General features: G+C 44.1%; 11 protein-coding genes and 2 pseudogenes. 5 read left to right on the top strand and 8 right to left on the bottom strand.

The genetic code is table 11. The features are described 5' to 3' along the window. Positions 1–46 precede the first annotated feature (46 nt). Positions 47–1,038 (top strand): annotated as a pseudogene (locus tag MOB98_RS05265) (zinc-binding dehydrogenase). 55 nt (positions 1,039–1,093) lie between these two features. On the opposite strand, the gene gltD reads toward MOB98_RS05265, so the two are convergent. Both gltD and gltB read right to left on the bottom strand, forming a co-directional pair. After that, positions 1,094–2,575, bottom strand: a complete 1,482-nt coding sequence (gene gltD / locus MOB98_RS05260) for a glutamate synthase small subunit (RefSeq protein ID WP_268362895.1) — start codon at positions 2,573–2,575, stop codon at positions 1,094–1,096. A gap of 16 nt (positions 2,576–2,591) precedes the next feature. After that, complete coding sequence (gene gltB, locus MOB98_RS05255; RefSeq protein WP_268367279.1) at positions 2,592–7,154, bottom strand: glutamate synthase large subunit; 4,563 nt, start codon at positions 7,152–7,154, stop codon at positions 2,592–2,594. 146 nt (positions 7,155–7,300) lie between these two features. Here gltB and gltC point away from each other — a divergent pair, with 146 nt between their 5' ends. Continuing rightward, a complete protein-coding gene (gene gltC / locus MOB98_RS05250) occupies positions 7,301–8,203 on the top strand; it encodes a glutamate biosynthesis transcriptional regulator GltC (RefSeq protein WP_268367278.1) in 903 nt (300 codons plus the stop codon). A gap of 49 nt (positions 8,204–8,252) precedes the next feature. On the opposite strand, the gene proB is transcribed toward gltC, so the two are convergent. The 4 genes from proB to MOB98_RS05230 form a co-directional block, all read right to left on the bottom strand. Beyond that, positions 8,253–9,368: a glutamate 5-kinase gene (gene proB, locus MOB98_RS05245; protein WP_268363031.1), complete on the bottom strand. Its 1,116-nt coding sequence runs from the start codon at positions 9,366–9,368 to the stop codon at positions 8,253–8,255. Beyond that, positions 9,365–10,258, bottom strand: a complete 894-nt coding sequence (proC, locus tag MOB98_RS05240; protein WP_268363029.1) for a pyrroline-5-carboxylate reductase — start codon at positions 10,256–10,258, stop codon at positions 9,365–9,367. The genes proB and proC overlap by 4 nt, the downstream gene beginning before the upstream one ends. Before the next feature lie 146 nt (positions 10,259–10,404). Further along, positions 10,405–10,773 (bottom strand): replication termination protein, encoded by a 369-nt coding sequence (gene rtp / locus MOB98_RS05235; protein WP_003220337.1) that lies wholly within the window; start codon positions 10,771–10,773, stop codon positions 10,405–10,407. 306 nt (positions 10,774–11,079) lie between these two features. Next, positions 11,080–11,796 carry a 3-ketoacyl-ACP reductase gene (locus MOB98_RS05230; RefSeq protein WP_268367277.1) on the bottom strand — a complete coding sequence of 239 codons (717 nt, stop codon included), beginning with the start codon at positions 11,794–11,796 and terminating at the stop codon, positions 11,080–11,082. Between the two features lie 149 nt (positions 11,797–11,945). Here MOB98_RS05230 and MOB98_RS05225 point away from each other — a divergent pair, with 149 nt between their 5' ends. From MOB98_RS05225 to MOB98_RS05215, 3 genes and pseudogenes are all read left to right on the top strand, one after another. Next, positions 11,946–12,251: a DUF948 domain-containing protein gene (locus MOB98_RS05225; RefSeq protein WP_268358779.1), complete on the top strand. Its 306-nt coding sequence runs from the start codon at positions 11,946–11,948 to the stop codon at positions 12,249–12,251. Positions 12,252–12,319: 68 nt separating this feature from the next. Further along, positions 12,320–13,092 (top strand): annotated as a pseudogene (locus MOB98_RS05220) (hypothetical protein). 41 nt (positions 13,093–13,133) lie between these two features. Continuing rightward, positions 13,134–13,667 (top strand): GNAT family N-acetyltransferase, encoded by a 534-nt coding sequence (locus tag MOB98_RS05215; RefSeq protein ID WP_268358782.1) that lies wholly within the window; start codon positions 13,134–13,136, stop codon positions 13,665–13,667. A 228-nt stretch (positions 13,668–13,895) separates the two neighbouring features. Here MOB98_RS05215 and MOB98_RS05210 read toward each other — a convergent pair whose 3' ends face one another. After that, the gene (locus MOB98_RS05210; protein WP_268358784.1) at positions 13,896–15,140 is read right to left on the bottom strand and encodes an MFS transporter; all 1,245 of its coding nucleotides are present in this window, start codon (positions 15,138–15,140) and stop codon (positions 13,896–13,898) included. Positions 15,141–15,234: 94 nt separating this feature from the next. Beyond that, positions 15,235–16,698 (bottom strand): FGGY family carbohydrate kinase, encoded by a 1,464-nt coding sequence (locus MOB98_RS05205; protein ID WP_268358787.1) that lies wholly within the window; start codon positions 16,696–16,698, stop codon positions 15,235–15,237. Position 16,699: the final 1 nt, after the last annotated feature.

The raw sequence follows: 16,699 nt of genomic DNA, 5'->3' as shown, positions 1-16,699 counted from the left end.
AAAATATGTAAAGATATAAAAATACAATTCAATGGAGGCAGACTTCATGAAAGCTGTAACTCACAACGGAAAAACCGGCCTTCAGGGGTTATCCGTTCAGGACGTTCCATCAAAAAAGCCCGGATACGGAGAGGTCAAAGTCAAATTAAAATCTGCAGGTCTAAACCATCGCGACCTGTTTCTTATGAATAACAAATCTGAACGAGACCCTCATGTGATACTGGGCTCTGACGGTGCAGGCATCATTGAAGAGGTTGGAGAAGGCGTGAGCAATGTTGCTGTTCAAACAGAAGTGATCATCTTCCCGACATTGAACTGGGATTTGACAGAGAGTGTACCCCCTGTACCGGAGATTCTCGGAGGGCCTTCTGACGGAACGCTTGCTGAATACGTAATTATTCCTTCAAAGAACGCAATCAAAAAACCTTCTTATTTATAATGGGATGAAGCAGGCGTTTTACCTTTATCCGCTTTAACCGCATATCGTGCCCTGTTTACAAAAGCCCAATTGAAAAAGGGCGAGCATCTATTGGTACCGGGCATCGGCAGCGGTGTGGCAACCTACGCTTTATTCATGGCTAAAGCGATCGGGGCAACAGTAAGCGTGACCTCCCGCAGTGAGGAAGAAAAGAAAAAAGGCGCTGCAATTAGGGTGCTGATTATGCATTTGACAGCTACAGCAATTGGGATGAGCAGTTGCAGGGAAAAAAGGCAGATGTTGTTCTTGACAGCGTAGGCCCTGCCCTCTTTTCGGAATACTTCCGCCATGTAAAACTGAACGGCCGTATCGTCAGCTTTGGGGCAAGCTCCGGTGACGACCTCCGTTTTCCAGTGCGTTCTTTATTCTTTCCTCAGCTCAATGTTTTGGGAACCTCGATGGGAAGCGGTGAAGAATTTCACGATATGCTTACTTTCATTGAAAAACATCAGCTGCGGCCTGTGATCGACCGCACATATCCTTTGGAAAAAACATATGAAGCATATAAAAGAATGCAGGAAGGCAGACAGTTTGGAAACATCGGAATCGTAATGGAATAAAAAAGAAACCGGCTGGCGAACAGACCGGTTTCTCTTATATGATAATCCCCTTTATTTACGGAAGAACTGAACTCCCCATTAAATATCGATCCACTTCGCGCGCCACTTCACGGCCTTCATTGATCGCCCAAACGATTAAGCTTTGGCCTCTTCTTGCATCCCCTGCGGCGAATACACCCTCGATATTTGTTTGATAATCCCCATATGCTGCGCTGATTTTGTTATTGACAGAATCAACACCAAACTGTTTCAACAGCGGCTGTTCTGTGCCTTCAAAGCCGATAGCGATAAAAACAAGCTGAGCAGGCCAAACTTTTTCCGTTCCAGGCAGCTCGCGGAACTCGTATTTTCCGTGCTCATTTTTCACTTTTTCCATTTGGATAGTATGAAGCTCTTTCAGCTTTCCGTTTTTATCTGCAACCATTTTTGTCGTTTGAATAGAGTATTCTCTCGGGTCTCTTCCGAATTTTGCTTCTGCTTCTTCATACGCATATTCAAGGGTAAAGACGTGCGGCTGTTCAGGCCACATATTGTCATTCGTGCGGGCTGGCGGAAGTTTCGGGTGTTTGCCGAATTGGTGCACACTTTTGGCTTTTTGCCGCAGCGCTGTAGCCACACAGTCAGCTCCAGTGTCTCCGCCTCCGATTACAATGACATCTTTTCCTTTGGCATCAATAAATTTTTTGTCTTTAAAGTTAGAATCTAAATAGCTTTTTGTTGCGAGTGTCAGGTAGTCCATCGCGTAATGGACTCCTTTTGAGTCGCGTCCTTCAATTAAAAGATCCCGTTGTTTCTGAGCGCCTGTGCACAGGATCACAGCATCAAATTGCTCCTTCAGCTCATCAGCTGTAATGTCAACGCCGATTTCTGTGTTCGTTACAAAATCAATTCCTTCTTGCGTCAGCAATTTAATCCGGCGTTCTACAATGCCCTTCTCAAGCTTCATGTTTGGAATGCCGTATGTTAATAGGCCGCCCGCTCTGTCTGAGCGTTCAAACACAGTGACAGAATGGCCCGCTTGATTCAGCTGGTCAGCACTTGCCAATCCGGCTGGACCTGATCCAACAATGGCCACTTTTTTGCCTGTTCGTTTTTTAGGGATTCTAGGCTGAATCCAGCCATTCTCAAATCCTTTGTCGATAATGGTCCGTTCAATATTTTTAATTGATACGGCCGGGTCTGAAATTGCTAATGTACATGATCCTTCACAAGGAGCGGGACATACCCGCCCTGTGAATTCAGGAAAGTTGTTCGTTTTCAAAAGACGTTCCAATGCTTCTTTCCACCTGCCTCGGTAGACAAGATCATTCCATTCAGGAATCAAATTGTAAATTGGACAGCCGGATGTAAATCCGTTAATGTCTGCACCGATCTGGCAAAACGGTGTACCGCAATCCATACACCGCGCCCCCTGCCGTTTCGATGCTTCTTCTGAAAAAGGAGCAGAATATTCTTTCCAATCCTTTAAGCGAGTGAGAGGGTCCCGCTCAGCAGGTTTTTCTCTTTTGATCTCCATAAATCCAGTTGGTTTCCCCATGTTCCTCTCCCCTTCCTTACTGTACTACCGCTTGTTTTTGTCCCGATGATGCTGTTTTCTGCTTTGGCTTCGTGTTTGCTTCAAATGCGAACATGACAGCTTCTTCATCTGATAAGCCTGCAGCTTTTTGCTCTTCGATGCTTGCGAGCATTAGTTTATAGTTTTTCGGAATGATTTTGACAAATTTTTTCACGCTGTCTTCCCACTGATCAAGCAGGTCTTGTGCTTTTTGGCTGTTTGTATACCCAGCATGTTTTTCAAGCATTGCTTTAATTTGTTCGATTTCTTTCTCATCCTCTAATGATTCAAATAAAATCATTTCAAGGTTGCATTTGCGTTTAAACGCTTTTACATCTTCGGCCAGAACATAAGCGATTCCGCCGGACATACCTGCAGCAAAGTTTTTGCCTACATCACCGAGAACGACAACGCTGCCCCCTGTCATGTATTCACAGCCGTGGTCGCCGATGCCTTCTACCACTACATTCACACCGCTGTTCCGAACGGCAAAGCGTTCACCCGCACGTCCGTTAATATATGCTTCTCCGCTTGTCGCGCCGTAGAAAGCAACGTTACCGATAATGACGTTGTCATCCGAATCAGAGTTGAATCCTTCTGGTGACTTGACGATGATTTTTCCGCCAGAAAGCCCTTTTCCGACATAATCATTTGAGTCTCCGTCCAAATAAAGCGTCATCCCTTTAGGAACGAAAGCTCCAAAGCTTTGTCCGGCTGATCCGGTAAATTGCAGCTTGATCGTATCCTCCGGAAGCCCTTCTTCTCCGTAGCGTTTCGAAATTTCACTTCCCGTTATCGTTCCGGCTACACGGTTTGTATTGTTGATTTTGATTGAAATATCAGCCTCTTTTCCAGATTCGATGGCTTCTTGTACGGCCGGGAGAATCGCTGTGATATCTAGTGATTGATCAATTTTATGATTTTGCGGCGACTGGAATGTCCGTACGCCTTCAGGCTGATAAAGAAGTGTAGACAAATCAAGCTGGCTTGCTTTCCAGTGCCCCTTCGCCCGTTCACTCACATGAAGTACGTCAGTGCGGCCGATCATTTCATCAAATGTCTTGAAGCCTAACGCTGCCATATACTCACGAACTTCTTCGGCAATGAACAGCATATAGTTCACAATATGGTCAGGATCTCCCATGAACTTTTTGCGAAGCTCCGGATTTTGTGTCGCTACCCCTACAGGGCATGTATCCAAATGGCAGGCACGCATCATGACACAGCCGAGTACAACTAGCGGAGCCGTTGCGAAACCGAATTCTTCAGCTCCGAGCAAGGCAGCCATCACAACGTCCCTGCCCGTCATGAGCTTTCCGTCTGTTTCTAATACAACACGGTCGCGAAGTCCGTTCAGCATTAATGTTTGATGTGCTTCTGCGAGGCCAAGCTCCCACGGAAGCCCTGTATGTTTAATACTGGTTTTCGGAGAAGCGCCTGTACCTCCATCGTAGCCGCTGATCACAATGACATCTGCAGTCGCTTTGGCAACACCTGCAGCAATTGTGCCTACGCCTGCTTTTGATACCAGCTTTACGCTGATTCTTGCGTCGCGGTTGGCATTTTTCAAATCGTGGATCAGTTGTGCTAAATCCTCAATTGAATAAATGTCATGGTGAGGCGGAGGTGAGATTAATCCAACACCTGGCGTTGACCCGCGGACATCGGCAACCCAAGGATATACCTTGTTGCCAGGCAGCTGGCCGCCCTCACCCGGCTTAGCGCCCTGCGCCATTTTAATCTGCAGCTCATCTGCATTGACAAGGTAATGGCTTTTGACACCGAAACGGCCGGATGCAATTTGCTTGATCGCACTTCTTCTATCATCGCCGTTCTCATCTGGAACAAAGCGTTTTGGATCTTCTCCGCCCTCACCGCTGTTGCTTTTTCCGCCAAGACGGTTCATTGCGATCGCTAAAGCTTCGTGCGCTTCCTTACTTAAGGATCCAAATGACATTGCACCCGTTTTAAAGCGTTTGACAATCGATTCAGCAGATTCAACTTCCTCCAATTTCAGAGGCTTGCGGTCTCCGTCAAATGCGAACAAGTTCCGTAAAAATCCGATGCGTTCTTCATCTGCCGCTTTTGTATATTGTTTAAACAGGGTGTAATCATTTCTTCGGCACGCCCATTGTAGGGTGTGAATTGTTTTCGGGTTAAACGCGTGATGCTCTCCGCCGTTTCTCCATTGGAAGTCACTTCCCGGTTCAAGCGTTTTGCTGAAATCATCCTGATACGCTTCCCGGTGGCGGCGCTGGGCCTCTTCTGCAATGGTGTCCAAATCGATGCCGCCGAGCTGTGATGCAGTTCCAGTGAAATAACGGTCAATCACATCTTGGCTGATTCCAACTGCCTCAAAGATTTGGGCGCCTCTGTAGCTTTGTACAGTTGAAATCCCCATCTTGGACATGACTTTTACAACACCTTCAGTAATGCTTTTTCCATATTTGCTGACGGCTTCTTCATAGCTGATATCCAAGCGGCCTTCATCAATTTCCTGTTTGTAGGTCGCATAAGCGAGATACGGATTAATCGCATCCGCGCCATAACCGATTAATGCTGCAAAGTGGTGCACTTCACGTGCTTCTCCTGATTCCACAATAATGCTGACTTTTGTACGCAGACCTTTGCGGATTAAATGCTGATGCAGTGCGCTGACTGCCAGAAGCGGCGGAATTGGTGTCAGGCGTTCGTTCATCTTTTTGTCTGATAAAATTAACAGGCTTACACCTTGACTGATGGCTTTTTCTGCCTGTGTGAACATGTCCTTTAATCCGCGTTCAAGATCCTCTGAAAACAGCACATCGATTTTTTGGCTTTTTAAATCAGGATGAACAATCGTTTTCAATGCGTAAAATTGTTCATTGGATAATACAGGTGTATACAGTTTAATCCGGCGAACGTTTCGCTCACTCGGGTGAAGAAGATCGCCTTCTGCACCGAGCCAGGTCATTGTAGATGTCACAAGCTGCTCACGAATCGCGTCGATTGGCGGGTTTGTTACTTGGGCAAACAGCTGCTTAAAGTAGTTAAACAGCGATTGCGCGCGGTCTGACAAAACAGCAAGCGGCGCGTCATTTCCCATTGAACCGAGAGGATCTTTGCCTTCTTTAATAACAGGAATTAAATATTTTTGGATATCCTCGTATGTGTATCCGAATGCTTTCTGGCGAGTGAGGAGATCTGCAAACTGTTCTTCCTCTCTTGATTCCGGATCAGGATTCACTTGGACAAGCTCTTCTTCAAGCCACTTTTGATACGGGTATTCGGTTGCAATTTGTGTTTTGACTTCTTCATCAGAAATAATTCGGCCTTCTTCCAGATCGATTAAAAGCATTTTCCCCGGTTCAAGCCGGTTTTTATATAAAACGTTCTCCTGTTCAACTTCAATAACGCCTACTTCAGATGAAAAAATAATATAATCATCTTTTGTTACGTAGTAACGTGCCGGACGGAGACCATTCCGGTCAAGGATCGCACCGATTTGTTTTCCGTCAGTAAATGAAATGGCTGTCGGTCCGTCCCAAGGCTCCATTAAGGAACTATGATACTCGTAGAACGCTCTTTTTTCTTTGGACATATGCGTATTTTCCGTCCACGGCTCAGGAATGAGCATCATTGCAGTATGGGCCGGTTTGCGTCCAGCCATCACGAAAAACTCAAATGCGTTATCCAAAATGGAAGAGTCACTGCCGTCAGCGTTTAGTATCGGCAAAATCTTGTTCAGGTCCTCCCCGAAGCTTTCAGATACAAATTGCTGCTCACGGGCTCTCATCCAGTTGATGTTTCCGCGAAGGGTATTGATTTCACCGTTGTGAACCAAATAACGGTTTGGATGCGCTCTTTCCCATGTAGGGAATGTGTTGGTGCTGAAGCGTGAATGTACAAGTGCAAAAGCAGAAACGAATGCTTCATCTTGCAGATCCGAATAAAACGCATCAACTTGCTCAGGTGTTAAAAGGCCTTTATACACAATGGTCTGGCTTGAAAGACTGGCAAAATAAAAATCAAGACCCTCCGTTACTCCCCAGTTTTCAGCCTGTTTACGAATGACATACAATTTTCGTTCAAAAGACAAATTGTCCTTCAAATCAGAACTTGCACCGATAAATACCTGACGGACAAACGGGCAGCTTTTCTGTGCCACTGTTCCGATTTTTCCGACATTTACAGGTACAGTTCTCCATCCAAGAACGACTTGGCCTTCTTGTTCAATCAGTGCATTGATTTGCTTTTCAATTTTTTTTCTTTCCTCTTCCTTCTGTGAGAAAAAGACCATTCCTACCCCGTAATGCCCTTTTTCCGGCAGATTGATGTCTTTGCACTCTTTCCTAAAGAAAGCATCAGGGATTTGAACCAGTAAGCCGGCTCCGTCTCCTGTATCCGGGTCACTGCCTTGGCCTCCTCTGTGGTCTAGCTGGCAAAGCATCTTAAGCCCTTGTTTGACGATGTCATGTGTCGCCTTGCCCTTTAAGTGCGCATATAGGCCGATTCCGCATGCATCATGTTCAAATTCAGGACGGTAGAGACCTTGAGCTTTTGGCATTTGATTGTACGTCATAATTCCTCTCCCCCGATCAATTTCCGATAATACCGGTCATAAAATCTAACAACTCTATGTTTATTGTAGGTTTTCAAAACGATATAAACAATATATAATTTAGATCAAAAGAATCTCAAAATGAGATAGATGGATGTGAGACAAATATGGAGCTACGCCAACTGCGTTATTTTATGGAGGTGGCTGATAGAGAACACGTTTCAGAAGCCGCCGATCATTTGCATGTGGCCCAATCAGCAATCAGCAGACAAATTGCAAATCTTGAAGAAGAACTAAATGTGACTTTATTTGAACGTGAAGGGAGAAATATCAAACTTACGCCAATCGGTAAAGAATTTTTAATTCATGTGAAAACAGCGATGAAAGCCATCGATTATGCGAAAGAACAAATTGATGAGTATCTAGACCCGCATCGCGGAACGGTTAAGATTGGCTTTCCTACAAGCCTTGCCAGCCAGCTTTTGCCGACTGTGATTTCAGCATTTAAAGAAGAATACCCGCACGTCGAATTTTTGCTGCGTCAAGGATCCTATAAATTTCTGATTGAAGCTGTCAGAAGCCGCGATATTGATTTGGCCTTATTAGGACCGGTGCCAACGAATTTTCCAGACATAACAGGGAACATTTTATTCACAGAAAAAATTTACGCGCTTGTTCCCTTAAATCATCCGCTTGCCAAACAGAAAACGGTTCATTTAATCGACTTGCGCAACGATCAATTTGTATTGTTCCCGGAAGGATTTGTCCTTAGAAAAATGGCAATTGATGCTTGCAAACAAGCCGGCTTTGCTCCTCTCGTTTCTACGGAGGGTGAGGATTTGGATGCGATTAAAGGATTGGTGTCCGCGGGAATGGGCGTTACCCTTCTGCCCGAAAGCACGTTTGCTGAGACGACACCTCGTTTTACTGTAAAAATCCCAATTGAGTTCCCTCAAGTGAAACGGACTGTCGGAATCATTAAACCGAAAAACAGAGAGCTTGCTCCTTCTGCGAATGACTTTTATGAGTTTGTCATTCAATTCTTTTCTAAGCTGGAGCAGTATCAATAAAAAAACGAACCCGGGCTTCCTTCTAGAAGCTCGGGTTTTTTGCTGAAAATTAATATACAGGCAAGGATAAATCCACATGGCATACAAATGCTTCCTGATCAATTACGGCTTTTTTGATCAGCTCTTTTTTCTTATCGGGTTCTTGAAGCTGTACAGAAGAATAATTGACGATTCCGAGTCCGATTTCTATTCCTTGTGCATCGATCAGCCTAACAACAGATCCGCTTTTGAAACTTCCTTTAATCTCCTGTACACCGTCCAGATACAAACTCGATTGGCCGTTTGTTATTTCTCGTGAATAACCATCTGATACAATAATTTCACCTTCAGGCCCGGAATTAAAAACGATCCACTGCTCCTTATGGTTCAATGAAAGTGTTCCCTCTGCTTCAAAATAGGTGCCTTTCGCCTCTTCATGAACAGCTTGAAATAAAATGTCGCTGACATCTGCCTGACCAAGAAATCCTTTAATGCCAGATGCCATTACGATTTTAAACGCATCAAGTTTAGAGCGCATGCCGCCGGTACCAACGCCGCTGCCAGTGTCACCCGCGCACGCTTCAATGTCAGGCGTTATCTCACTCACCCGCTGTATCATTTTCGCTTCTGGATTTGTGCGCGGATTGCCGTCATATAGTCCGTCTATATCTGATAAAATGACAAGCATATCCGAATCAATGAGCCCCGCGACTTTCGCTGCGAGCGTATCATTGTCACCAAACTTGAGCCGATTGACAGTAACTGTATCATTTTCGTTTATGATCGGGATGATGCCGCGTTCGAGCAGTACATTCATTGTATTCCGCACATTGTTATATCGGTATTCATCAGAAAAATCGCTTCTCGTAATTAAAATTTGGGATGCAACATACCCGTGTGCTAAAAACAGCTTTGAATAAGCTTCCATGAGAAGGCCCTGGCCGATTGAAGCTGATGCTTGTTTTTCGGGAAGCTTCTCGGGTCTTTGGATAAATCCGAGCTTCCGATATCCTGCCGCCACTGCGCCAGAGGAAACCAAAATCACTTCATAGCCGGCGTCTTTGAGTTTGACGATTTGGTCAACCAATGCTTCTAACTTTCGAATGCTGATTTCCCCATGAAGACTTGTTAACGAACTGCTTCCAATCTTCACAACGACTCTTTTCACGTTTGTTTCAGGCGTCACTTTATCACTCCTGATAGCGGGGCTGCTGTTTTTTCGATATCATCGCTGATTTCCTTGGAACGCTTAGCCGCATGCTTAATCGCTTGAGAAATCGCTTCTCCTCCGCCGCACTTTTTCAAGGCTTGCAGCCCGGCAGCAGTCGTTCCGTTCGGTGACGTGATATTGTCTCTTAAAACTTCAGGCTGTTCTCCTGTTTCCATGAGCATCTTTGCGGCGCCCAAAAGCGTCTGTGCGCCGATGCTTCGAGATAACTGTTTATCAAGGCCAGCTTCCTCTGCTGTCTTCTCAATGAATTCCATTAAATAATAAAAATACGCGGGGCCGCTTCCGGCAATTCCGGTGAAAATGTCCATTTGATTTTCTTGGATTGTATAGACTTCACCCATGCATCCGAGCAATGCTTCGGCCAGCTTTTGCATGTCATTTGACACATACTTGCCAAGTGCAATGGCCGTTGCAGAAGCGCCGATCATACTGGATGTGTTGGGCATTACTCTGACAACCGGCTGTTCATGAAGCAATGATTGTTCAATAAAAGAGGTGGTTATGCCGGCAAGGACCGACAATATTAATTGATGGGGTTGAATACGTGATTTTAGGGATGACAGAGCGTTTTCGGCGTCTTTTGGCTTCATTGCCAAAATGAGCACATCCATGTCTTCAATACATAATTCATTTGGCGCAACACCTTTGATTCCATATTGAAGTTCAAGTTCAGTTAATCGCTCTGTATTGCTGCGGTTTGTAACGCAGATGTTCTGTTTTGGGATTTTGTTGGCGCGGACGATACCTGATACCATTCCTTCCGCCATAGATCCTGCTCCTATAAAGGCTACTTTCTTTTGATCAAAGATCGGTAACATCTCCTTTGTTCGCTTTTTTGTTCGCATTTTCACACGTTTAAAATGTTACCACGTGAGGAAATGATGTCAAGTTTGAACGTCATTATTGATTTGTATTGTTACGTTTCGACAAATATGTGTAATGAAAAGCATAAAACACCCGAAACCGCTGCTGGGCCGAGTGTTTGTTCATATCAAAAGTTATCTGATAGCGCTTTTTCAATGAGTTTTTTACAGCGGTCCAGCTCAACCTTCAGCTGTTTTTTATATAGTTTGGCAGCTTCGTAATCTTTAAATTGATAAAGGACGACTTCCTGGAGCTTAGCCCCTTCTTTTTTTACTTTGATCTGCTTTAATATCCCGTCATCAAGAAGCTCATGCAAAGACCGATATACTTCTGTATGATTTGGTTTAAAGCCAATCTCTTTAAATTCAGACCGGAGCACTTCAAGCAGCTTTAATCCGTAGAGTCTCTCTTGCTCTGTCATTGTTATCATATAAAGCTTCAAAAATGCGCGTTGTTTAACTAAAAAACCAGTTGAACTTCTTTTTTCTTCTTTCATCATATGCACTCCTTTTTCTGTCAACTGAGAACACTATGTACTAAATATTCAATTTTAATCTATTGATTTCCTCTTTATTAAAGATATGTTATTCAGTATTCTTGTGCTTACTGTTTATGAGTGGAGTGGAATAAAAATATATAGTGAACATTTGGTACATAGTTTATTTAGTTCTATTTTAACTGATTTTCACTGTTGTCTTCAAGTAAAAAAGGTTCCAATATATATATAGCTTTGGCTTTAAACATTGCCAGTGCGGATACTGTTTAAATAAAAAATAGCCTGTCGTAAGACAGGCTTCTCTTTTTACGGATTTGTTGACCATAATCCCGCTGTTTTGATGAAAATTCGCGGATCTAACTTCAGTTGTGCCACCATGTATTCGGCAAGATCTTCAGGCTGCATAACCTTTTCTGGATTACCATCAGTTAAGTTCAATTCGATAGACATATCACTAGCGACAGTGCTTGGTGTTAACGCGCTGACTCTAATATTATGCTTTCTCACTTCTTGCATAAGAGACTCTGTTAACCCGAGAACCGCAAATTTAGAAGCACTGTAAGCACTTGTCACAGCAGCTCCTCTTTGGCCCGCTGTAGATGAAATATTAATGATATCTCCGGCTTTGCGTTCGATCATTTCCGGGAGCACCGCACGAGTGACATGATACACACCCATTAAGTTGACTTGAATAATATCTTCCCACTCATCAGCTGTCAGATCTAAGAAACCGCCAAATTTGCTGATTCCAGCATTATTAATGAGGATATCGATATCACCGAGCTGTTCCTTTACTTGAGCTACAGCTTGATTAACCTGGTCCGCGTCCTTTACATCTGCAGCGGCAAAAGCAGCTTTTACACCAAGTGCTTTAACCTCTTCAGCCACTTTTTCAACGTTTGCGGCAGTCCGGCCGATTAACCCAATGTTCACGCCTTCTTTCGCAAGGGCAAGAGCTGTAGCGCGGCCTATCCCTCTGCCCCCTCCTGTGATCAGTGCAGTTTTATTTTGTAAACTTTGCAATTGAAGCACCCTTTCTTTGTTTACATATGTACGATATCACATTATAAGTACAATAAATCCAATACGCAAATCAAACGAACTGTGAAAACATATTTTCTTTGATTAAAAAAGCGGAAACAGGGTAATGACAAAAGAAAAGGAGTGAACATATGGTTATTGTTTATATCAGCATCGCAGTATTGGCTATTTCGATCATTATCTTAGGGGTTAATGTGATTCAAAACAAGAAAAAAATAGATCCCGCACTAAAGAAGCTCACCTCTGTTACGCAGGCAATGCAAAAACAAGTCGAAGGATTAAAAACGGAGACGGAGCTGCTGACGCAAAAACAAAAGAAGATTCAGCAGGATATCCAAATGAAAAAAACCGTTTTTCAACAAACTACAGCTGAAGTGAAAGAAGTTCCTCAAGCAGTCAAAGAGGTGTGGAAGGCAGGACATTTAAATAGCAGATAAAGATGAATGATATCCCCTTGTTACGTTCAGAATGGACAATGGGATATCATTTTTAAGGAGGACTATGCATGATTGTAAACCGCCGCTGCTTAAAGGAGTTCGCAGAGAAACTGCATTCTCTTCCTTCATCACCTACAAAGTCCGATTTACTCGTTTCTTCATTTCGTCTCCATCAAGAAAATGAACTTGGCATCTACTATTCACCTCATAATGAATATATCAATCATAATGCCGCAATTGTAATTGCTGGAATCACGCCGGGGTTTTTTCAAATGAAAACAGCATACGAAACCGCCGTAGAAAGCCTGCGGCGCGGCCGGTCTCTTGAGCAAATGGCAGTAGACACGAAAAAAGCAGCGGGTCTTTCCGGTTCAATGAGGAATAACCTGATCAACATGCTGAATTTATGCGGGCTGCCGCAGGCTTTAGGCATTCAATGCGCCTCACAGCTTTTTGGAGACTTGCGTCATATGCTTCATACCACTTCCGTTATCAAATATCCTGCCTTCATTCAGCTAAAAAACTATACCGGATACAGACCGGCTATTTCTCGCTCTCCTATCCTAAGCACCTATGCTTTTGACAACTTCCCTGCGGAGCTTAATAACATGACCAGGCCGGCTCTTCTCATTCCGCTTGGAAAAGCAGCCGAAACAGTATGTGAAGCACTGATCAGCGAGCACAGTCTCCAGAAGTTTTTCTGCCTTCGCGGCTTTCCCCACCCATCAGGCGCAAACGGCCATCGTTTTAAACAATTCAACAAAAACAAAGAGCAGCTAGAAAAACAAATTCGTGCCTTTGCTTCCTCAGGTTTGATTTCACTATAGAAAAGAAGAAATAAAGGAGATATGATAAACGAAAACGCAAACTGGGAGTGGTGGAATGTTTCCTGTATTAGAAACGGATCGGCTTACACTTAGACAAATCAGAGATCAAGATGCAGAAACCATTTTTGCTTGTTTTTCCAACCCTGAGGTGACCCGCTATTACGGAATTAAAAGCATGGAATCTAAAGAACAAGCCATTTTAATGGCTCAAACGTTTGCCGCCCTTTATCAAGAAAAAAGGGGTATACGGTGGGGAATTGAGAGAAGAGACACTAAAGAATTGATTGGAACGATTGGCTTTCATGCTTTGGCCCACAAGCATAGGCGTGCAGAGATCGGTTATGAAATCATCCCGGCGCATTGGCGAAACGGATTTGCATCAGAAGCCATTTCAAAGGCCGTATCCTACGGATTTTCTGCCCTTGGACTGACACGTATCGGCGCAGTCGTATTTACCGAAAATGAAGCATCAAATCGCCTGCTCGTAAAAATGGGATTTCAAAAAGAAGGAGTCTTAAGACACTACATGTATCAAAATGGAGTCCCTTATGATACAAATGTGTACTCTATTTTAAAATCAAGAGAATGAACGGTATTTTCTTGTCTGTGCACGTATATGCCCTTCCCTTTAAAATGTCCTATTCATGATCTGCACCAGACATGGCGTCTTGATTCTTGACCACTTCCTGCAAGATTTTCACCTCTTATACTTATATAACTTACAAAGATGCATATTGGTAAATGCTGTTACAATCATGGGAATCCTTACATTACTAAATAAATCATAAAAAGCGCCCTGAAACAGGACGCTTCCTGATTAAGATGCATATTGAGGAGTCGTTTCCTCCTGTACTGCTTTTTCCTCAGGTATATGAATGCATTTTGTCATGACCGCACTCGCAAGATAAAGGATCGCAAAGATCCAGACAACACCTTGCGCCCCGATGAGACCGATGAACAGCCAAGCGAGCGCAGGACCGACAAACGCTGATAAACCTGCAGCCAAATTCAATACAGACATGGCCGCTCCTTTGTCTTTTCCGGCCACCGTCGGCACAATTGCACCAATCGGCACATAGCCTGCCAGCAAACCTCCCCAAATAAAGCCGATCACGCTGACAACCGCTAAACTTCCGCCGGAGAAAACAGGTGCATAATATAATAGGACGGTGAAAATGCCGCAGCCGACTCCGCCGAACCAAATAACGGTATTTTTCCAGCCGAACTTATCGCCGACAATGCCAAAGATGAGGTTGAACACAATGTTCCCCAGAAAAATCGTTCCCCAAATCTGCAGCCACACATTGGTTGAAATTCCATGCTGAGCCATGTGCATCGGCAAAAAGACTGGGAAACCATATGTACCAATGCTGTTGATAATTCTGATGATTCCGCCTGTAAGAACTCGCGGATTCGTAAAAAGAATGGTAACTCCTTTTAAAAGCTCCTCGGCTGTTTCTAATCTTTTTCTTTTCTTCTTTTCAAAACGGTCTTTATTGATAAACAATGCGAAGAATGCACCGAGACATACCCAGAAAATAGAGCTCCAAAGCGTGTTCAAATAACCGAACGCTTTGATCGCGTAGCTTGAGTACCAAGCACCGAACACAAACATGCCCAGGCAATATGCAATCCAAAACCAGCCGACAGCCGTGCTTAGCTTGTTTTGCGGTGTTCTGTAAATGACCCATGTCAAGAAAGAGTATGCAAAAAGCGGGTAGCCTAAACCTTTTACGAAGTAAGTCACATACATTACAGGAAGGTTTAGCTGTTCAAATCCAAATACGATAAAGGCAGCTGTACCGATCACATAAAACAACAGCCCCATAAACATCGTCCGTTTTGCGCCAAATGCTTCCAGACATACACCCGAAAACCAGGAAGCTATAGCCAAGGAAATCCCGTATATACTAAAAATGGAAGCGGATTGCTGTACGGTAAGCCCGTTTTCGATCAAGAAAGGACTGAGCCAGCCTTGTTCAAGCCCGTCTCCCATCATAAACAAAACAACCCCTATAAACCCCCAGGCAAGCCGCTTCGGTATACCGATTTTATCTAACATTTCTGTCTCCTCCTTAGATGCTTATATTCATTACCGTATTACCTTGTTAAAGTTGAAAATTAGATAATTCCTCAAAACAGCAGTATATGCCGCCTTATATTAGCACTTTGCTTTCTGAACTTGTGAAAAAGCGCTGGGTTTGCTTCCATTTCTCATATAAGCCCGGTTTAATCTGGCAGTCTTGGGGTTCTATCACCCGGACATTTGCTGACATCTCTTCCGTCAATTGAAAGGTCTCATTGCAAATGACAGCAGCACCAACGACAGATGCCTGATGAAATCCCTCATGAACATAGATTTTTTTCTGAAGAAGGTCAGCAATATATTGAGTGAGAGTTTTGCTTTGAAAGCCTCCTCCGCACACCCAAACATAGTCACGTTCATACGGAGTAACCTCTGTTAATATGTCAAAGTTCCATTTGATTGAAAATGCGATCTCTTGCAGCGCCGCACGTACAAAATGTGCTCTCTTTAAATGCGCTGATAGCGGGGCATCAAAAAGAAAACCGCCTCTGGTTAACGCATTCTTTTCTTCCGACAAATAAGATCCGAGAGCCGCCACACATGCATTGTCTTCTTTAGCAAGTGCAGACATCTCTTCCTCCATCACATCGTACGTTTCATTCGGGTAAAAAATCTGTTTTAATTTTTGATAATTCAGGCCGGTAATGCCAGGATTCGTTTCTACAAGCCACTGTCCTTGATCTGTATGGCAGTTCAGCCAAGCTTTATATTTTAGATCGTCATGCTCAGCAGTAACTTTGGTGATTGGCGTTGTTGTCCCTGATACGATGACAATGTCCTCAAGCACAGCGCCGGTACTTTTCACAGCCAGCTGTGTATCCCCGCCCCCTGCTACCACCTTTGCATGTATAGATAGCCCTAATTTGGACGCATTCTCATTTGTGATCGTTCCAGTCGCTGTTCCCGCTCTTACAAGAGGCGGAAGAATAGATGAGGAGAAGCCGAAAATGCCGCACATCTCTTCTGACCAAGTGTTTTGCTTTACGTCAAACAGCAGGGTTTCGGTTGCCTGTGATGGTTCATATGTCAATTTCCCGCTCAGCTGGTACGTCACCCAATCACTGATGCTTGTAAAACTTGCCGTTTTTTCCCACAAAGACGGCTGGCGCTGTTTTAAACCATAAAGCTTAAGCGCAGAAAAAAGTGCGGTTGGCAGGCGACCTGTGCGGCTGTATATCTCCTGCTGATTGGGTATGCTCCCCTCCCACTCACGCCCGCGGTTATCAATGTTCGGCAATCCGAGAAAAGGTTCGCCGTTTTGATCGATCAGAACAATTCCCTGTCTTTGACTCGTCGATGTCAAACCAATGATGTCAATATCACTCGAACGGGAAAGCGCACGTTTTGCCAATCTCATGACTTGCTTCCACAGCACCTGAGGAGAAAAATAACGGCTGTCCGGGTAAAGTGTCTCGGTGGAATATACAATGTCCTCCCGTTCAACCGTTTGAACACGGCCAGACACACTCACGACTGCTACTCTCGCATTCCCTGTGCCGATATCAAATACGAGATAGCCTTTTTGTTTCTTCATT

It is taken from the genome of Bacillus sp. N13C7 (genome assembly GCF_026790065.1).
Classification (GTDB): domain Bacteria; phylum Bacillota; class Bacilli; order Bacillales; family Bacillaceae; genus Bacillus.
This window is presented reverse-complemented; position numbering and strand designations above follow the sequence as displayed.